At 70.5% G+C, this 17,371-nt stretch carries 18 protein-coding genes; 12 read left to right on the forward strand and 6 right to left on the reverse strand.

The window, feature by feature from the left end; all coding sequences use genetic code 11:
• Positions 1 to 18 precede the first annotated feature (18 nt).
• Positions 19 to 498, reverse strand: a complete 480-nt coding sequence (locus tag AB5L52_RS27320; protein WP_351025455.1) for an Lrp/AsnC family transcriptional regulator — start codon at positions 496 to 498, stop codon at positions 19 to 21.
• A gap of 122 nt (positions 499 to 620) precedes the next feature.
• Between AB5L52_RS27320 and hppD the strand changes: the two genes are divergently transcribed.
• Positions 621 to 1,769 (forward strand): 4-hydroxyphenylpyruvate dioxygenase, encoded by a 1,149-nt coding sequence (gene hppD, locus AB5L52_RS27325; RefSeq protein ID WP_351563170.1) that lies wholly within the window; start codon positions 621 to 623, stop codon positions 1,767 to 1,769.
• Between the two features lie 3 nt (positions 1,770 to 1,772).
• On the opposite strand, the gene AB5L52_RS27330 is transcribed toward hppD, so the two are convergent.
• Positions 1,773 to 3,248, reverse strand: coding sequence for a tetratricopeptide repeat protein (locus AB5L52_RS27330; RefSeq protein WP_369366778.1), 1,476 nt, complete (start codon positions 3,246 to 3,248; stop codon positions 1,773 to 1,775).
• Positions 3,249 to 3,340: 92 nt separating this feature from the next.
• Here AB5L52_RS27330 and AB5L52_RS27335 point away from each other — a divergent pair, with 92 nt between their 5' ends.
• Positions 3,341 to 4,792, forward strand: coding sequence for an FAD-linked oxidase C-terminal domain-containing protein (locus AB5L52_RS27335; RefSeq protein ID WP_351025464.1), 1,452 nt, complete (start codon positions 3,341 to 3,343; stop codon positions 4,790 to 4,792).
• A gap of 63 nt (positions 4,793 to 4,855) precedes the next feature.
• Here AB5L52_RS27335 and AB5L52_RS27340 read toward each other — a convergent pair whose 3' ends face one another.
• Positions 4,856 to 5,269, reverse strand: coding sequence for an SsgA family sporulation/cell division regulator (locus AB5L52_RS27340; protein ID WP_351025466.1), 414 nt, complete (start codon positions 5,267 to 5,269; stop codon positions 4,856 to 4,858).
• Between the two features lie 246 nt (positions 5,270 to 5,515).
• On the opposite strand from AB5L52_RS27340, the gene AB5L52_RS27345 reads away from it, so the two are divergent.
• Together AB5L52_RS27345 and AB5L52_RS27350 are read left to right on the forward strand one after the other, a co-directional pair.
• The gene (locus AB5L52_RS27345) at positions 5,516 to 7,198 is read left to right on the forward strand and encodes an RDD family protein (RefSeq protein WP_369366781.1); all 1,683 of its coding nucleotides are present in this window, start codon (positions 5,516 to 5,518) and stop codon (positions 7,196 to 7,198) included.
• Between the two features lie 88 nt (positions 7,199 to 7,286).
• Complete coding sequence (locus AB5L52_RS27350; protein WP_351025471.1) at positions 7,287 to 8,036, forward strand: RDD family protein; 750 nt, start codon at positions 7,287 to 7,289, stop codon at positions 8,034 to 8,036.
• A gap of 30 nt (positions 8,037 to 8,066) precedes the next feature.
• On the opposite strand, the gene AB5L52_RS27355 is transcribed toward AB5L52_RS27350, so the two are convergent.
• Positions 8,067 to 8,312 (reverse strand): hypothetical protein, encoded by a 246-nt coding sequence (locus tag AB5L52_RS27355; protein ID WP_351025474.1) that lies wholly within the window; start codon positions 8,310 to 8,312, stop codon positions 8,067 to 8,069.
• Between the two features lie 289 nt (positions 8,313 to 8,601).
• Here AB5L52_RS27355 and AB5L52_RS27360 point away from each other — a divergent pair, with 289 nt between their 5' ends.
• Positions 8,602 to 10,962, forward strand: a complete 2,361-nt coding sequence (locus AB5L52_RS27360; protein ID WP_369366783.1) for an immune inhibitor A domain-containing protein — start codon at positions 8,602 to 8,604, stop codon at positions 10,960 to 10,962.
• Positions 10,963 to 11,083: 121 nt separating this feature from the next.
• Positions 11,084 to 11,401, forward strand: a complete 318-nt coding sequence (locus tag AB5L52_RS27365; RefSeq protein ID WP_351025479.1) for a hypothetical protein — start codon at positions 11,084 to 11,086, stop codon at positions 11,399 to 11,401.
• Between the two features lie 63 nt (positions 11,402 to 11,464).
• On the opposite strand, the gene AB5L52_RS27370 is transcribed toward AB5L52_RS27365, so the two are convergent.
• The gene (locus AB5L52_RS27370; RefSeq protein ID WP_351025482.1) at positions 11,465 to 12,058 is read right to left on the reverse strand and encodes an isochorismatase family protein; all 594 of its coding nucleotides are present in this window, start codon (positions 12,056 to 12,058) and stop codon (positions 11,465 to 11,467) included.
• A 97-nt stretch (positions 12,059 to 12,155) separates the two neighbouring features.
• Entirely contained in the window at positions 12,156 to 13,502 is a 1,347-nt protein-coding gene (locus AB5L52_RS27375) for a nicotinate phosphoribosyltransferase (protein ID WP_351025484.1), read from the reverse strand.
• A gap of 56 nt (positions 13,503 to 13,558) precedes the next feature.
• On the opposite strand from AB5L52_RS27375, the gene clpS reads away from it, so the two are divergent.
• The 6 genes from clpS (at position 13,559) to AB5L52_RS27405 (ending at position 17,366) form a co-directional block, all read left to right on the forward strand.
• Positions 13,559 to 13,876, forward strand: a complete 318-nt coding sequence (gene clpS, locus AB5L52_RS27380; protein WP_158921259.1) for an ATP-dependent Clp protease adapter ClpS — start codon at positions 13,559 to 13,561, stop codon at positions 13,874 to 13,876.
• A 13-nt stretch (positions 13,877 to 13,889) separates the two neighbouring features.
• On the forward strand, positions 13,890 to 14,495 hold the full coding sequence (locus tag AB5L52_RS27385) for a DUF2017 domain-containing protein (protein WP_351025488.1): 606 nt from the start codon (positions 13,890 to 13,892) through the stop codon (positions 14,493 to 14,495).
• 327 nt (positions 14,496 to 14,822) lie between these two features.
• Entirely contained in the window at positions 14,823 to 16,259 is a 1,437-nt protein-coding gene (locus AB5L52_RS27390) for an amino acid permease (RefSeq protein WP_351025491.1), read from the forward strand.
• A gap of 144 nt (positions 16,260 to 16,403) precedes the next feature.
• On the forward strand, positions 16,404 to 16,826 hold the full coding sequence (locus tag AB5L52_RS27395) for a M67 family metallopeptidase (protein WP_351025495.1): 423 nt from the start codon (positions 16,404 to 16,406) through the stop codon (positions 16,824 to 16,826).
• A gap of 79 nt (positions 16,827 to 16,905) precedes the next feature.
• The gene (locus AB5L52_RS27400) at positions 16,906 to 17,001 is read left to right on the forward strand and encodes a putative leader peptide (RefSeq protein ID WP_351025498.1); all 96 of its coding nucleotides are present in this window, start codon (positions 16,906 to 16,908) and stop codon (positions 16,999 to 17,001) included.
• Positions 17,002 to 17,087: 86 nt separating this feature from the next.
• On the forward strand, positions 17,088 to 17,366 hold the full coding sequence (locus tag AB5L52_RS27405; RefSeq protein ID WP_351563150.1) for a MoaD/ThiS family protein: 279 nt from the start codon (positions 17,088 to 17,090) through the stop codon (positions 17,364 to 17,366).
• The last annotated feature ends 5 nt before the right edge of the window (positions 17,367 to 17,371 follow it).

Consider the following 17,371-nt stretch of genomic DNA (forward strand, 5'->3'; position numbering starts at 1 on the left):
CACTCACCTCGGATCGCCCTACGTCCCCTTCGCCTCCCGGGCGGCCTGTTCCACCAGGGGGATGATGCGCAGCGGAACCGGGTTCTCCATGACGATCGCCGTGGAGGCCCGGACGATGCCATCAAAACCGACGACCCGGTCGATCACCCGTTGAAGATCGGCGTTCGAGCGGGCCACCAGCCGGCACAGCATGTCCCCGCTGCCGGTGGTGGTCAGCAGCTCCAGCACCTCCGGAACGGTCGCCAAGTGCGCCCGCACATCGGGCCCTTGACCCTGCCGGATCTGCAGCGTGGCGAAGGCTGTCACCGGATATCCGAGGGCCGCCGGCTCCACCTGCGGACCGAATCCGCGGATGACTCCATTCGACTGAAGCCGGTCCAGGCGTGCCTGGACCGTGCCCCGCGCGACTCCCAGCCGCCGGGACATCTCCAGCACGCCGATGCGCGGCTCCCGGGCGAGGAGCACGATGATCCGCCCGTCCAGATGATCGATCGCCACGGCACCTCCAGGGGTGGTCATCCTGTACAGAAAGACCGTCGGCACGCGCGTACCACTGAGCAGTTTGCCCAGTGAAAGCACGAACTATTGCGCACCTTGCAGGGCGGGGTCACCCTTCCGCTATGACGCAGACCACACACCACACTCCCGTCACGACCGCCCGGCAGGCCGATCCCTTCCCGGTCAAGGGAATGGACGCGGTCGTCTTCGCCGTGGGCAACGCCAAGCAGGCGGCGCACTACTACTCCACCGCGTTCGGCATGCAGCTGACCGCCTACTCCGGACCGGAGAACGGCAGCCGCGAGACCGCCAGCTACGTGCTGGAGAACGGCTCCGCCCGTTTCGTCTTCACCTCGGTCGTCAAGCCGAGCACCGACTGGGGCCGCTTCCTCGAACGCCATGTGGCCGAGCACGGCGACGGCGTCATCGACCTGGCCATCGAGGTCCCGGACGCGCGCGCCGCCCACGCCTACGCCGTCGAGCACGGCGCCCGCTCGCTCGCCGAGCCGTACGAGCTGAAGGACGAGCACGGCACCGTCGTCCTCGCCGCGATCGCCACCTACGGCGAGACCCGCCACACCCTGGTCGACCGCTCCGGCTACGACGGCCCCTACCTCCCCGGCTTCGTCACTGCCGCGCCGATGGTCGAACCCCCCGCCCGCCGCACCTTCCAGGCCATCGACCACTGCGTCGGCAACGTCGAACTCGGCCGGATGAACGAGTGGGTGGCCTTCTACAACAAGGTCATGGGCTTCACGAACATGAAGGAGTTCGTGGGCGACGACATCGCCACCGAGTACAGCGCGCTGATGTCGAAGGTCGTCGCGGACGGCACCCTGAAGGTCAAGTTCCCGATCAACGAGCCCGCGATCGCCAAGAAGAAGTCCCAGATCGACGAGTACCTGGAGTTCTACGGCGGGGCCGGCGTCCAGCACATCGCGCTGAACACCAACGACATCGTGCAGACCGTCCGCACCATGCGCGCCGCCGGCGTCGAGTTCCTCAACACCCCCGACTCCTACTACGACACCCTCGGCGAGTGGGTCGGCGACACCCGCGTGCCCATCGAGACCCTGCGCGAGCTGAAGATCCTCGCCGACCGCGACGAGGACGGCTATCTGCTGCAGATCTTCACCAAGCCGGTCCAGGACCGCCCGACCGTCTTCTTCGAGATCATCGAGCGGCACGGCTCCATGGGCTTCGGCAAGGGCAACTTCAAGGCCCTGTTCGAGGCCATCGAGAGGGAGCAGGAGAAGCGCGGGAACCTGTGAGGCCTACGGGGCAGCGCCGGGCGGCGGCACATCGGGTACGTCGCCCAGCGCCCGCAACGCCGCCGCTGCCACCGGCGCCCGCAGGGGTGAGAAGTACGGGTTGATCCGGATGGCCTCCAGGAGGTGGCGGCGGGACGGGGCCGGCAGGCCCAGGCTCTGCTCGATCAGGGCCCGGTGATACGCGTACAGGGCGCTGCGGACGCCGCCCCTGGAGGTGTCCGTCGCGGCGCCGGCATAGGTCAGCGCCTCCTTGTCATCGCCGGCCCGGTGCAGCGCCCAGCCGAGGGCGTCGGCCACCTCCGTGCCCGGCTGGCGGTGCCACTCCGCCCGCAACCGCGCCACGGCCACCCGCGGGTCCCCGTGGTCGGCCTCGAACTGGCCGATCAGCAGATCCTCGTCGACCCCGGCCGCCACCTCCCGCCGTACCAGCGCCTTCACCTGCTCGTACGCGTCCCGCGCGGACCGGGTCATACCCCGTGCCTCGTACAGCTCGCCCAGCTCGTAGGCGTCCCGGGGGCTCGGATGCCGGGCGAGCGCCGCCTGGTACGCGGCGAAGGCCTGTTCCGTATGGCCCAGCGTGGCCAGCGCCCGGCCCCGCCCGGCCTGTGCCGCCCGCTGGTCGGGATCGAGGCGTACGGCCGCCTCGAAGTGCCGCAGCGCGTCCTGCGGGTCCCCGCGGTCCCAGGCCAGCTGCCCGAGCCCGGCCAGGCAGGCGGCCCGCTCGGCGGGAGTGCCGGCGGCGGCCGCCGCGTCGCTCAGCTGGGCCACCGCGTCCTCGCGCCAGCCCCGGTCCTGGTACACCGCCGACGCCCGGGCCATCACCACGGGCCGGGCCGCCGCGTCGGCGTGCAGCCCCAGCAGGTTGTCCAGGGCGGTGCGGGCCGCCGTGTAGTCGCCGAGCCCGGTGTAGGCGTCGATCAGCGGCGGATACGCCGTCCACCGGTCCGGCGCCGCCTTCAGCGCCTGCTCGCCGTACTCCTTCGCCGCCGGAAAGTCCCGGCGCGCCAGCGCGAGCGCGGCCATCCCCTGCAGCGCCTCGGTGTTCGCCGCCCGCACCCGCAGGGACGTCAGCAGCGCCTGCTCGGCCCGCGGAAAGTCCGCCGGGTCGGCCGCCCGGCGCCCCCGCTCCACATACGCGCGCCCCAGCACGGCCCACGCCCCGGCGTCCAGGGGCCGCGCCCGTACCCGGCCCTCCTGTCGCCCGACGAGCGCCATCAGCTGCGGCAGCGCGACCGTCTCCCCCGAGACCACCGCCGTCAGCACCTGCGCCTGTGTCTGTGCCTGCGCCTGGGGACCGGAGGCGGGCGGCCGGACCGTCCTGTGCGGCGGCTTCTCGCACAGCAGCGTCAGCGCCGCACCCGCGACGACACCGGCGACCAGTGCCGTCACCAGGACCCGGCGCGGCCACCGCCGGGCGCGGCGCCGCGCCCGCGACCCGGCCGGCAGGGCCGTACCCGGCCGGCGCACTCGGTTGTCCATGGCCCTCACTCTGCGTCGGTACGACCAGCTGATCCGGGCGGACCAAGGCGGGTATGGGTGGGGTTCACACCGATGGGCGCGAGTGCCAAGCTGTGATCATGAGCCGTATCGAAGCGCCTCGCTCCGAAGACCTCGCAGAGACGAGAGACACCGCAGAGACGAGAGATACCGCGGAGACGAGCGGTCTCACCGACCGGCTCCTGGCCGGCCTGCCCGCCGAGGCCGTCCTGACCGACCCGGACGTCACCGCCTCCTACGCGCACGACATGGCGAGCTTCTGCCCGGCCGGCGCGCCCGCCGTGGTCGTGCTGCCCCGCACGGTCGAGCAGGTCCAGCACGTCATGCGCACCGCCACCGAGCTACGCGTCCCGGTCGTCCCGCAGGGCGCCCGCTCCGGGCTGTCCGGAGCGGCCAACGCCACCGACGGCTGCATCGTGCTGTCCCTGACCAGGATGGACCGGATCCTGGAGATCAGCCCCGTCGACCGGGTCGCCGTGGTCGAACCGGGCGTGATCAACGCGACCCTCTCCCGCGCGGTCGAGGAACACGGCCTGTACTACCCGCCGGACCCCTCCAGCTGGGAGATGTGCACGATCGGCGGCAACATCGGCACGGCGTCCGGCGGCCTGTGCTGCGTCAAGTACGGCGTCACGGCCGAGTACGTCCTCGGCCTGGACGTCGTCCTCGCCGACGGCCGCCTGATGTCCACCGGCCGCCGTACGGCGAAGGGCGTGGCGGGCTACGACCTCACCCGGCTCTTCGTGGGCTCCGAGGGCTCGCTCGGCATCGTCGTACGGGCCGTGCTCGCGCTCCGGCCCAAGCCGCCGCAGCAGCTGGTGCTGGCCGCCGAGTTCCCCTCCGCGGCGGCCGCCTGCGACGCCGTCTGCCGGATCATGGCGGGCGGTCACGTCCCCTCCCTCCTCGAACTGATGGACCGCACGACCGTCAAGGCGGTGAACGACCTCGCCCACATGGGCCTGCCGGAGACCACCGAGGCGCTGCTGCTGGCCGCCTTCGACACCCCGGCCCCGGCCGCCGACCTCGCCGCCGTCGGCGCCCTGTGCGAGGCCGCCGGCGCCACCCAGGTCGTCCCGGCCGAGGACGCGGCCGAGTCCGAACTCCTCCTGCAGGCCCGGCGGCTCTCGCTGACCGCGCTGGAGGCGGTCAAGGGCACGACGATGATCGACGACGTGTGCGTGCCCCGCTCGCAGCTCGGCGCGATGCTGGAGGGCGTCGAGCGCATCGCCGGGAAATACCGGCTGACCATCGGCGTCTGCGCCCACGCCGGCGACGGCAACACCCATCCCACCGTCTGCTTCGACGCCCAGGACGAGGACGAGTCCCGCCGGGCCCGCGAGTCCTTCGACGAGATCATGGCCCTCGGCCTGGAACTGGGCGGCACCATCACCGGCGAACACGGCGTCGGCGTCCTGAAGAAGGAGTGGCTGGCCCGGGAGATCGGCCCGGTCGGCGTCGAGATGCAACGGGCCGTGAAGCACGCCTTCGACCCGCTGGGCATCCTCAATCCCGGCAAGGTCCTGTGAAGCAATCCGGGCATCCTCTGAAGCCCGCTCGCCCTCCCCGGTACGGTCTCTCACCGCGGCCCCTCACTGGGCGAGCAGCTGGTCGAGCGCGTCGTCGATGCCGAGTTGCCCGCCCTCCGTTCCCGGCGGGACCACGCGCAGCGTCCGCTCCAGCCAGGCCGACACCTGCGGGATTGGCGCCTCCAGCAGGGCGTCCCCGTCCGGTGAGCTGAGTGCCATCAGTACGACGCTGCGCCCGTCCACCTTCGTCGGCCACACCCGCACGTCCCCCTGCCCGCACGGCCGGAACACCCCCTCCACGAGCAGTTCGCGGGCGAACGTCCAGTTGACGGGGGACTCGGAGTTGATGTGGAACATGATGTGGACGGCGTACGGATCGGCGGAGCGGTAGCTCAGCCGGGCCGGTACCGGGATGCTGCGCTCCGGCGACAGGATGAGCCTCAGTTCCAGCTCGCGTTCCACCACTGTGTGCTCCATGACCTGCGTTCCTTTCCTCGTCCGCGCTGGTCGGGGCCGCTCGGAACGGTCCCGCACCAGGGGAGAGCGGGCAGGGGCTGCGCCATTACGCGGGTTCGGGGAATTTTCTTTCGCGGACCTGTGAGAGTGGGGCACGGCATTGCCCGGAAAGGAGTGGGTCCTGCGGGACTGGCGCTGCGGGGTGCCCGGGTCTGATAGATGTGGAGACCCCTATTCCCACCCCCGAGCAGATACGGGACGACGGACATGAGCGCCCCAACCCCGGCCCCAGGTGACGACAGGCCCCGCGAGGGCTACTACCCGGACCCGTCCATCCCCGGCTACGTCCGGTACTGGAACGGCGCCTCCTGGGTGCCCGGCACCAGCCGGCCGGCGCCGAAGGACGGTGAACCGCTCACCCCGCCGCCCGGCGTCCGCCCGGCGACCCCCGCGGTGGAGGAGACGGGCCCGCACTTCTTCGACGAGGACCCGCAGCCGACGCCCGGCGGGCAGAACCGGCCCGGCGCCTGGTCCGCCGACGGTCAGCATCCTCCTGCCGGTGCCGGAGGCCGGGCCGCCGGGCCGCCCGGTGCCGCCGGCGACAGTGGCGGGCGTACCGCCTGGGGTGTCGACCCCAGGGTGCCGGCGGAGGGTTCGGCCCAGCTGCCCGGGCAGGCCGGCCAGGCCGGGCATGCCGACGGCGCGGCCTCGGTCCCGCCGGCGGAGGACGACGAGCGGGATCCCAGCGGCACCTTCCTCTTCCGCCGCCCGGTCCCGGGGCCCGCGGCCGTCCAGGACGAGGGCACGATGACGTTCCGCCCGGTACCGGGCCAGGGCCGGCCGGGTGCGCAGGCGCCCGGCGGCCGGGCCGGAGGGCCGGGTGCGGTGGACCCGGGCTACGGCTCGCGGCCCTCGGCCGGCGCGCAGGCCGCCGGTGCGGAGGCCGGGGCGGGCCCCGGTTTCGGGCCGCACGGCTCGGGCGGCGCTCCCGGTACTCCCGGTGCTCCCGGTACGCCCGGCGCTCCCGGCCCGTCCGGTGGCTTCGGGCCGCAGGGGCCCGTCGGCGCGCCCACCCCGCCCGCCGCCGGGAACCCCTCGATCCCCGCCCCGCAGTCCGGGGGTCCCGGTTTCGGTGCCGGAAAGGCCGCCGCGTCACGTGCCGCCGCCGCGCAGGCACCGCAAGCAGCCCGCGCGCCGCAGGCAAGCCAGGCGCCGCAGGCCGCGCAGGCACCCCGAGGGGTGCAGCAGCCCCTGCAGTCCGCTCAGGCCGCGCCCGCCTCCGTGGTGCCCTCGGTGCCCGCGCAGGGCGGTGCCCCGGCCGCCCCGGTGACCAGTGGACCCGGTGGCGGTCAGACGTCCTGGGCGCAGCAGGTGCACCAGCTGGCCGGGGGCGCCGACGAGCAGCCCGTCGCGCCGTGGAAGCCGGTGGTGGAGGACCCGTTCCAGGCGGCCGCGCGCCGCCAGGCCGCCGCCCGTCCCGCCGGACTCGGCAAGCGGTTCGCCGCCCGGCTGATCGACACCCTGGTGGTGGGCGCGGTGACGGCCGCCGCCGCCGTACCGCTCGGCACCAAGGCTGTCGACCACGTCCAGCAGAAGATCGACGCGGCCAGGCTGTCCGGCCGTGAGGTCACCGTCTGGCTGCTCGACGGCACGACCGGCACCAGCCTCGGCATCGTGCTCGCCGTCCTGCTGCTCGTCGGCGTGGTGTACGAGGTGCTGCCGACCGCCAAGTGGGGCCGCACCCTCGGCAAGAAGCTGCTGGGGCTTCAGGTGCGGGACATCGAGGCGCACGAGCCCCCGGCCTTCGGCCGGGCACTGCGCCGCTGGCTGGTCTACAGCGTGCCCGGCCTGCTCGGCATCGGGATCGTGGGCGTGCTGTGGTGCCTGTTCGACCGGCCCTGGCACCAGTGCTGGCACGACAAGGCGGCCCACACCTTCGTCGCGGACTGACCGGACGAGGCGGCGGTTCCGAGGCGGCGGTACTCCGTACGGCCGCCCGTCGGATGCGGAGCCGGGGCGTTCGCGGTCCACTCGGGCCATGAGCAGTGAACCGCCCCCCGGCTCGGGAGAGCAGCCCCCCGAGGACGACCCGTTCAGGAAGCGGCCCCCGTCGGACCAGGGGTCGGGCTCGCCGTACGACACCCCGTCCGGCGGCGCCCAGCAGCCCCCACCACCCGGCGGCGGGGGCCCGCAACCGCCCCCCGGCGGCCCGCAACCGCCCCCGCCCCCCTACGGAGGCCAGCAGCCACCACCCCCCTACGGCGGTGGCCAGCCTCCTCCCTACGGCGGCGGCCCCTACGGCGGTGGCCCGGGCGGCTATCCCGGTGACCCGCTGGCCGGTATGCCCCCGCTCGCCGACAGCGGCAGACGCACGCTCGCGCGGATCGTCGACATGATCCTCGTCGGCATCGTCGTCTGGCTGCTCACCTGGGCGTTCGGCGTGCGCGAGTACCAGGTCAACGGCGACCACGTCGAGGTCGGCAAGTCCGTGGGCCAGTCCGTGATCGCGGCCGTGCTGTACGTCGCGTACGACACCTCCATGATGAGCAAGTACGGCCAGACCCTCGGCAAGAAGTGGCTCAACATGCGGGTGGCGAACCTGGACAACGGCGCCACGCCCTCGGTGCAGACCAACCTGATCCGCGCCCTGGTGCTCTGGGTGCCGTTCGCCTTCTGCTGCGCCTGCATCTGGACGGCGATCTGCGGCGGCTGGAGCTTCTTCGACAAGCCCTACAAACAGGGCCTGCACGACAAGGCGGCCAAGACGGTGGTGGTCACCACCGATTGAGACGCCGCTCTCCGCTCACGTATGAGCCGCTCAGAGCGCCGTGGACACCGGCTGCTCTTGAGGTGCGGACTCGACGGATCGGGTCGGTTCCTCGGCCGCCGGGGCCTTCGGCAAGGGCACCGTCATCGCGACGAGCAGCCCCAGGGCCAGCGCGGCGAGGGCGATGACGGTGACCCCGAGGCCCGAACTCGTCTGGGACAGCAGCAGCATGGCGAGCGTCGAGAAGATCACGGTGCACGAACCGTAAACGAGCTGTGCGGCAGTCGGACGAGGCATGGCAATCGTGTCCTCGGAAGTCTTCGGGCGGAGTGGGGGGTGCCATTCGACTCTCTTCGCGTGCATGCCCGAACCGGCCCCCTGGTAAGCGTGACCTAACCCACGGTACAGGTGCACGGGGGGCGCACAGGAAGCACGGCATACGTAAAGCGGACGTCAACTCCGCATAGTGCACACGAAGTGGCTGAGTCAAGGTCTGTCTTTTCTGCTAAACCTCAAGTCAAATTACGTCACTTGAAACACGCGCACGACCATGCACACCTGCGTGCAGCGCTAGAGGGGAACTCAAGTGACCAGCAGATCCTGGACGTTCAGAGCGGCCGCGGTCGGCGTGACGCTCGCGGCGGCTTCCGCCACGTTCGCCACCTTCGCCGTCGCGGAGGCCAGCACCCAGGCGGCCCGCTCCGCCGCCGTCCACCGGCACGATCCGGCTCCGGTGACACAGCGGGCGGACGACCTGGACGGTCCGCTCAGCAAGACCCAGGAAGCCCAGCGCCGGGAGGCGCTGAACCAGCTCATATCGGGCAAGACCAAGGCGCAGGAGCGGGGCGGCTCCAAGGTGGTCCAGCTCAAGAGCCGCAAGGGCAAGGGCAAGTACGTCGAGCTGAGCCGCGAGAAGACCGACAAGATCTTCACGATCCTGGTGGAGTTCGGGGACAAGACCGACCCCAAGTACGGCGGCACGGCGGGCCCGCTGCACAACCGGATCGCCGCGCCGGACCGCACGCAGAACAACTCCACGGCCTGGCAGAAGGACTACAACCAGAAGCATTACCAGGACCTCTACTTCGGCACGGGGAAGAAGACCGAGTCGCTGAAGAAGTACTACGAGAAGCAGTCCTCGGGCCGCTACTCGGTCGACGGCGAGGTCTCGGACTGGGTCAAGGTCCCCTACAACGAGGCCCGTTACGGCAACAACGCCTGCGGCCAGACCAACTGCCCGGCCGTGTGGAACATCGTCAGCGACGGCCTGAACGCCTGGGTCGCCCAGCAGAAGGCGGCCGGCAAGACCGACGCCGACATCAAGAAGGACCTCGCCCAGTACGACCAGTGGGACCGCTACGACTACAACCACGACGGCAACTTCAACGAGCCCGACGGCTACATCGACCACTTCCAGATCGTGCACGCCGGCGAGGACGAGTCCGCGGGCGGCGGCGCGCAGGGCAAGGACGCGATCTGGGCCCACCGCTGGTACGCCTTCGGCACCGACAAGGGCGTCACCGGCCCCGCGGACAACAAGCTCGGCGGCGCCCAGATCGGCGACACCGGGATCTGGGTCGGCGACTACACCATCCAGCCGGAGAACGGCGGCCTCGGCGTCTTCGCCCACGAGTACGGCCACGACCTCGGCCTGCCGGACGAGTACGACACCGCCGGCGGCGACAACTCCACCGGTTTCTGGACCCTGATGTCCTCCGGCTCGTGGCTCGGCACCGGCAAGGAGTCCATCGGCAACCTGCCCGGCGACATGAACGCCTGGGACAAGCTGCAGCTCGGCTGGCTCAACTACGACACCGCGAAGGCCGGTACGCAGTCCACGCACAAGCTGGGCGTCGCCGAGTACAACACCTGGGACAAGCAGGCCCTCCTGGTCGATCTGCCGGACAAGGCGGTCACCACCACCATCACCGAGCCGGCCCAGGGGGCGACCCAGTGGTGGAGCGGCAGCGGCAACGACCTGAAGAACACGCTGACCCGGTCCGTGGACCTCACCGGCAAGTCCTCGGCCAAGCTGGACCTGGACGGCTGGTGGGCCACCGAGGACGGCTACGACTTCGTCTACACCGAGGTGTCGACCGACGGCGGCGCCAACTGGACCGCCCTGGACGGCACGGCGGACGGCCAGGCCATCCCGCGTGACGGCGGCGGCAAGCCGGCGCTGACCGGCTTCTCGAAGACGCACAAGAAACTGTCGTACGCGCTCGACGCCTACGCGGGCAAGAAGATCGACCTGCGCTTCCGCTACGCCACCGACAGCGGGGTCGCGGAGAACGGCTTCACGGCCGACGAGATCACCGTGAGCGCCGACGGCACGCCGCTCTTCTCGGACAACGCCGAGACGCAGGACGCCGGTTGGACCGCGAACGGCTTCTCCCGCATCGGCGCGTCCTTCACCAAGGACTACAAGCAGTACTACCTCGCCGAGAACCGGCAGTACGTGTCCTACGACAAGACGCTCAAGGCCGGCCCGTACAACTACGGTTCGGCCCAGCGCCCCGGCTGGGTGGAGCACTACCCGTACCAGAACGGCCTGTTGATCTGGAAGTGGGACACCTCCCAGGCGGACAACAACACCAACAGCACCAACGGCCACCCGGGTTCCGGTCTGATCCTGCCGGTCGACTCCCACCCGCAGGCTCTGAAGTGGTCCGACGGCACGCTGCTGCGCAACCGCATGCAGGCCTACGACTCCCCGTTCAGCCTGTACGGCACGGACGGCATCACGCTGCACAAGGCGGACGTCCCGACGGTGATCAGGGCCTCGAAGGGGGTGCCGGTCTTCAACGACCACACCAGCACCTACTACGACCCGGCGAACCCCGCCGGGGGCGTGAAGGTCACTGACACCAACACCAAGATCGCGATCGTCAAGCAGGCCGAGAACGGCTCGACGATCATGCTCAAGATTGGTCCAGCAGTGAACTAATCCACATTTACGCAGGTCACGCGCGTTTCGGCGGTAGCCCCTTGGCGGGTTGCCGCCGATCGTGTTTAGGTGCGTCCTGTGGATCGCTTATTGACACCGACGGAAACGGGGATGTGACCGCATGGCCGCTGGAGGCTTCTGCAAACTGCCGAACGGCACGGTCGTGGTGGCGCTGAATCTGCCCTACGACGCCGTCGGGGTGCGGGTACTGGTGCACGCCCACAACCGCGCCCGAGCCCTGACCAGGCTCCGCAATCTGGGGTTCCGCGCGATCTACCTCCGGGGGAACGCCGCGCCTCCGACGCCCGACGAGGTCACGGCGGTGCTGCACCATCCGGACGGCCTGATATGGCGTACGGCTCCCGCCGACAACGGTGTCATCGTGAACGAGCTGTGGCATCCCATCCGAGCGCTTCTTCGCAGGTCAGCGGTGGTTTAGCCGAAGTCGACGGGTGGGGGGTGCGGGTCCGGTGCCGGGGCCCGCGCCCCCGGGCCGGCCGCTCTAACCGCTTACCACCGGCTTGCCGGTGAGCTCCACTCCCGCCGCCCGCAGCTCCTCCAGCGCCCGCTCCGTCGTCTGCGGGGCGACCCCGGCCGTCAGGTCCAGCAGGACCTGGGTGCGGAAGCCCTCGCGCGCGGCGTCCAGGGCGGTGGCGCGTACGCAGTGGTCGGTGGCTATGCCCACCACGTCGACCTCGTCGATGTGCCGGGCGCGGAGCCAGTCGGCCAGCGGGACGCCGTTCTCGTCGACGCCCTCGAAGCCGCTGTAGGCGGCCGAGTACGCGCCCTTGTCGAAGACCGCGTCGATCGCGCCGGAGGCGACGGCCGGGGCGAAGTTCGGGTGGAAGCCGACGCCCTCCGTGCCCGCGACGCAGTGCGCGGGCCAGGAGTGGACGAAGTCGGGATCGTCGGCGAAGTGGCCGCCGGGGGCGATGTGGTGATCCCGGGTGGCGACCACGTGCCGGTATCCGGTGCCCGCCGCCTGGCCGATCAGTTCCGTGATCGCGGCGGCCACGTCCGCACCCCCGGCCACCGCGAGGCTGCCCCCCTCGCAGAAGTCGTTCTGCACATCTACGACGATCAAGGCGCGGCGCATGGCGGGTGTCCTTCGACTAAGAGTTAAGTAACTGAGCCTAGAGACTTCCGGGCCCGCGCGGGAGGGGGCGGGCGAGGGGGCGGAGGGCGGTCCCGCTCTAGCTACCCGACCTCCCGGTGGCGTACTCCGTCGGAATGACGGGTTCCCCTCGGGAGAGCTGTGTAGCGGAGAGCGGGAGGTTCGCCCGGGCGGCGATGTGCCGGTCCCGGGGGACGTCCAGCGGTTCACGGGCGACCACGTCGCCGCCCTTGACCAGCTCGACCAGCAGCTGGCGGTCGGCCAGCTCCGCCGGCACCGGCCCGGTGCCCACGACCTCGGCCTCCGCCACCCCGTCCGCGTCCAGCCGGCGCGCCGCCCACTTGCGGCCCCCGATGGAGGTCTTGCCGCCGCTGGACTTCTTCGCGACCGGCACCAGCGGCGCCTCGGGGTCGCCGGACTCGGCGCGGGCGACCAGCTTGTAGACCATGGAGCAGGTCGGGTGCCCGGAGCCGGTGACCAGCTGGGTGCCGACGCCGTACGCGTCCACGGGAGCGGCGGCGAGGGAGGCGATCGCGTACTCGTCCAGGTCGGAGGTCACGACGATCTTCGTGTGCGTGGCGCCCAGCTCGTCCAGCTGCTGCCGCACCCGGTGCGCCACGAGCAGCAGGTCGCCGGAGTCGATGCGGACCGCGCCCAGCTCGGGGCCGGCCACCTCCACCGCCGTACGGACGGCCTGGGCGACGTCGTAGGTGTCCACGAGCAGCGTGGTGCCCCGGCCGAGGGTCTCGACCTGGGCCTGGAAGGCGTCCCGCTCGCGGTCGTGGAGCAGGGTGAAGGCGTGGGCCGAGGTGCCGACGGTCGGGATGCCGTAGCGGAAGCCGGCCGCCAGGTCGGAGGTGGTCGCGAAGCCGCCGACGTACGCCGCCCGGGACGCGGCCACCGCCGCCAGCTCGTGGGTGCGCCGGGCGCCCATCTCGATCAGCGGGCGGTCCCCGGCGGCCGAGGCCATGCGGGAGGCGGCCGCGGCGATCGCGGAGTCGTGGTTGAGGATGGAGAGGATGACCGTCTCCAGGAGCACGCACTCGGCGAAGCTGCCCTCGACCCGCATGATCGGCGAGCCGGGGAAGTAGACCTCGCCCTCGGGGTAGCCCCAGACGTCCCCGCTGAAGCGGTAGCCGGCGAGCCACGCCAGGGTCTCCTCGTCGACGATCTTCCGCTCTCGCAGGAAGCCGAGGACGCCCGCGTCGAAACGGAAGTTCTCCACCGCGTCCAGGACGCGCCCGGTGCCGGCGACCACGCCGTAGCGGCGGCCGTTCGGCAGCCGCCGGGTGAAGACCTCGAACACGCTCCGTCGTTCGGCCGTACCGGCCTTCAGAGCGGCCTGCAGCATCGTCAGCTCGTACTGGTCCGTGAAGAGCGCCGTCGAGGGAACATCCACCGGCAGCCCAAGGTCCGCTGTGTTCATGACGAGGATGCTACCCCCATTTCGTCAGTGTGACGATTTTCGCTGAGCGTGGCAGCATGGGCACTGTGACGTCACCCGCGCCCGTAGAGATCGAACGCACCGAGTCGGCGGAGGAGGTCTTCGCCGTACCCGAACCCGACGTCCCCTGGGTCACGATCGTGCACAACGACCCGGTCAACCTCATGAGCTATGTGACGTACGTCTTCCAGTCGTACTTCGGCTACAGCAAGGACAAGGCCACCAAGCTCATGCTCGACGTCCACCACAAGGGCCGGGCGGTCGTCTCCAGCGGGAGCCGCGAGGAGATGGAGCGCGACGTGCAGGCGATGCACGGCTACGGTCTGTGGGCCACCCTGCAGCAGGACCGGAAGTAGCGAACCCATTTACATGCCCGGACATTTCGAACCGCTCCCCGGCGGCGGCGCGGCCGTCGCGCTCGACGACGTCGAGATCTCCATCATCCGGTCGCTGGCCGTCCAGCTCCTGGAGCTGATCGGTCCCGGCCCCGGTGCCGACTCCCCCAAGGACCCGCTCGCCGAGCTGTTCGCGGAGGGCCCGAGCGAGCCGCCCGCCGATCCGGTGCTGCGCCGGCTCTTCCCGGATGCCTACAGCGACCCGGAGAAGGCCCCGGACTCGCCCGCCGACGCGGAGGAGCGGCTGGCCCACTCCGCCGAGTTCCGCCGCTACACCGAGAACGACCTGAGGGCCGGCAAGCGCGAGAACGCACTCGCGGTGATCCGCACCCTGGACGCGCTCTCCCCGGTGGACGAGGGCGGGGCGGTGCTGAAGCTGGCTCCCGAGGAGTCCCGGCAGTGGCTCAGCGCCCTCAACGACCTGCGGCTGGCGATCGGCACCCGGCTGGAGATCACCGAGGAGGACGACACCGATCTCCTGTACCGGCTCCCCGACGAGGACCCCCGCAAGCCGATGGTCATGGCCTATCTGTGGCTGGGCGGGCTCCAGGAGACCTTGGTCGGCACGCTGATGCCGTGAAGACGGCTTTTGCGGTGCACGAGTGTTCGCTCAGCGGACGCTCAAATCCGGATAACGATCCCGTCACCGTTGCGGCCGGTTTTGCCGCGTTCGGGCGTTCTTTGTCCGCTTTTCCCTGTGTGATGGGTCACAACCCGTCCCGGTGATCAGTATTGCGGCCGTGATAAATCTTCACGATCGCCCGGCCGACACCACCCACGTCCGGCCGGGTGCGCCACCGAGCCGACGACCGTCGGCCAGGCAGACAACTCCAGCATCCGGGGGGATCGAAACCCGATCCGAGGCCGACGAAAGGCCCGGGTCGGCATGGAGAAAGGCGCACCACACATGACCTCAGCGCAGGTCGACCAGCATCGCGACGGCGAAGAGGCCGTGCGGACCGCGGACGGCGAGGGCGGCGAGGGGTATCAGCGCGGGCTCGGGTCCCGCCAGATCCAGATGATCGCCATCGGCGGTGCCATCGGCACCGGCCTGTTCCTCGGCGCCGGCAAGGGCATTTCCAAGGCCGGCCCCAGCCTGATCCTGGCGTACGCCATCGCGGGTCTCGTGATCTTCCTGATCATGCGGGCGCTCGGCGAGCTGCTGATGTACCGCCCGGTGTCGGGTTCGTTCTCCGAGTACGCGCGCGAGTTCATCGGCCCCTTCGCGGGCTTCGTCACCGGCTGGACGTACTGGCTGTTCTGGGTGGTCACCGGCATCACCGAGGTCACGGCCGCGGCCGCCTACATGACGTACTGGTTCGACATCCCGCAGTGGGTCTCGGCGCTGATCTTCACGATCGTGCTGTACGCCGCCAACCTGATCTCCGTGAAGCTCTTCGGTGAGCTGGAGTTCTGGTTCTCCATGGTCAAGGTCACCGCGATCATCGGCATGATCCTGATCTGCGCCGGCATCCTGACGATCGGCTTCTCCGACGCCGGCAAGACCGCCTCGGTCAGCCACCTGTGGAACGACGGCGGCTTCTTCCCGCACGGCGTCGGCAGCACGCTGATGACCCTGCAGATGGTCATGTTCGCCTTCCTCGCCGTCGAGCTGGTCGGTGTCACCGCGGGCGAGTCCAAGGACCCCAAGAAGGTGCTGCCGAAGGCGATCAACACCGTGCCGTGGCGCATCGCCGTCTTCTACGTCGGCGCGCTGATCATGATCCTGTCGGTCGTGCCGTGGACCAACTTCCACCCGGGTGTCAGCCCGTTCGTGGCCGCCTTCCAGAAGATGGGCCTCGCCGCCGGCGCCGGCATCGTGAACTTCGTCGTCCTCACGGCCGCCCTGTCCTCCTGCAACTCCGGTATGTACTCCACCGGCCGCATGCTGCGTGACCTGGCGCTCAACAGCCAGGGCCCGAAGTTCTTCACCAAGCTGACGCGCAGCGGCACCCCGCTGGCCGGCACCACGTTCTCCGCCGCGCTGATGCTGGTCGGCGTCTGGATCAACTACCAGTGGCCGGGCAAGGCGTTCGACTACGTGGTGTCCTTCGCGACCATCTCCGGCATGTGGGCCTGGATCGTCATCCTGATCTGCCAGATCCGCTACCGGGCGAAGGCGAACCGCGGGGAGCTGCCGCAGAGCGAGTTCCGCGCGCCGGGCGCGCCGTACACCAGCGTCTTCGCGCTGCTGTTCATCTTCATGGTGATCGTGCTCATGGGTATCGACAAGGATGCCCGGGTCTCGCTGTACTGTGCTCCGCTGTGGGGCGCGATCCTCGGCGTCTCCTACTGGGCGCTCAAGCGCCGCAACCCGGAGGCCGCGGCCTTCCGCAAGCGCTGAGCACCATAAGGCCAACGGAAAGGACGTCCGGCCGGCGAGGGTACTCGTGGCATCCTCGCCGGTCGCCGCTCAGGACGTCCAGCATGTGGGCCGTCCCGTACCACACCTCGGTACGGGGCGGCCCCTCTGCTTATCCTGACCGTCATGCTGACCATCACCCAGGCCCTCTACGACCAGATCGTCGCCCACGCGCGCGAGGACCACCCCGACGAGGCGTGCGGCATGGTCGCCGGCCCCGCGGGCGCCGGCCGCCCCGAGCGGTTCATCCCGATGCTGAACGCGGCCCGCTCGCCCACGTTCTACGAGTTCGACTCGCAGGACCTGCTCAAGCTCTACCGCGAGCTGGACGACCGCGACGAGGAGCCGGTGATCATCTACCACTCGCACACCGCGACCGAGGCGTACCCCTCCCGGACCGACATCTCCTACGCCAACGAGCCCGGCGCCCACTACGTCCTCGTCTCCACCGCCGACACCGACGGCCTCGGCGATTTCCAGTTCCGCTCGTTCCGGATCCTGGACGGCGAGGTCACCGAGGAGGAGGTCAAGGTCGTAGAGGGGTACTGATCCCGCGATTCGGTCAGAATTCATCCAGCATGCGAGATCACACTCCGATGCCGGGACCGGGAATCGTTACGATGAGCCCATGGTTCTGTACGACGTGAGCGAGAAGGCGCCGGGCACGCTGCTCGTGGCGCGGCTGCACGTCGACCTGTGCAGGCTGAACAGCGCCATCTGTTGATTCCCCCTGCCGCCGTTCGGCCCGTGTGCCGCGGCGGGCCGCCGCACGCCCGAACCGACGACACCTTCCGACAGGAGCCCTGAGCCATGGCCATCGAGGTCCGCATCCCGACCATCCTCCGCCAGTACACCGACGGTCAGAAGGCGGTGGAGGGCAGCGGTGACACCCTCGCCGCGCTGCTCGCCGACCTCGAACGCCGGCACACGGGCATCCAGGCCCGCATCGTGGACGGCGACCAGCTGCGCCGGTTCGTGAACGTCTACCTGAACGACGAGGACGTCCGCTTCCTGGACGGCATCAACACCAAGCTGTCCGACGGCGACAACGTGACGATCCTGCCGGCCGTCGCCGGCGGCATGCGCTGACCGGT

It is taken from the genome of Streptomyces sp. CG4, from assembly GCF_041080655.1.
GTDB lineage: Bacteria > Actinomycetota > Actinomycetes > Streptomycetales > Streptomycetaceae > Streptomyces.

Bases quoted from the DNA above. Each gene is read 5' to 3' on its own strand.
- hppD (WP_351563170.1), top strand. From the start codon at position 621: ATGACGCAGACCACACACCACACTCCCGTCACGACCGCCCGGCAGGCC.
- AB5L52_RS27330 (WP_369366778.1), bottom strand. From the start codon at position 3,248: ATGGACAACCGAGTGCGCCGGCCGGGTACGGCCCTGCCGGCCGGGTCG.
- AB5L52_RS27340 (WP_351025466.1), bottom strand. From the start codon at position 5,269: ATGGAGCACACAGTGGTGGAACGCGAGCTGGAACTGAGGCTCATCCTG.
- AB5L52_RS27345 (WP_369366781.1), top strand. From the start codon at position 5,516: ATGAGCGCCCCAACCCCGGCCCCAGGTGACGACAGGCCCCGCGAGGGC.
- AB5L52_RS27350 (WP_351025471.1), top strand. From the start codon at position 7,287: ATGAGCAGTGAACCGCCCCCCGGCTCGGGAGAGCAGCCCCCCGAGGAC.
- AB5L52_RS27355 (WP_351025474.1), bottom strand. From the start codon at position 8,312: ATGCCTCGTCCGACTGCCGCACAGCTCGTTTACGGTTCGTGCACCGTG.
- AB5L52_RS27365 (WP_351025479.1), top strand. From the start codon at position 11,084: ATGGCCGCTGGAGGCTTCTGCAAACTGCCGAACGGCACGGTCGTGGTG.
- AB5L52_RS27370 (WP_351025482.1), bottom strand. From the start codon at position 12,058: ATGCGCCGCGCCTTGATCGTCGTAGATGTGCAGAACGACTTCTGCGAG.
- AB5L52_RS27375 (WP_351025484.1), bottom strand. From the start codon at position 13,502: ATGAACACAGCGGACCTTGGGCTGCCGGTGGATGTTCCCTCGACGGCG.
- clpS (WP_158921259.1), top strand. From the start codon at position 13,559: ATGGGCACTGTGACGTCACCCGCGCCCGTAGAGATCGAACGCACCGAG.
- AB5L52_RS27385 (WP_351025488.1), top strand. From the start codon at position 13,890: ATGCCCGGACATTTCGAACCGCTCCCCGGCGGCGGCGCGGCCGTCGCG.
- AB5L52_RS27390 (WP_351025491.1), top strand. From the start codon at position 14,823: ATGACCTCAGCGCAGGTCGACCAGCATCGCGACGGCGAAGAGGCCGTG.
- AB5L52_RS27395 (WP_351025495.1), top strand. From the start codon at position 16,404: ATGCTGACCATCACCCAGGCCCTCTACGACCAGATCGTCGCCCACGCG.
- AB5L52_RS27400 (WP_351025498.1), top strand. From the start codon at position 16,906: ATGGTTCTGTACGACGTGAGCGAGAAGGCGCCGGGCACGCTGCTCGTG.
- AB5L52_RS27405 (WP_351563150.1), top strand. From the start codon at position 17,088: ATGGCCATCGAGGTCCGCATCCCGACCATCCTCCGCCAGTACACCGAC.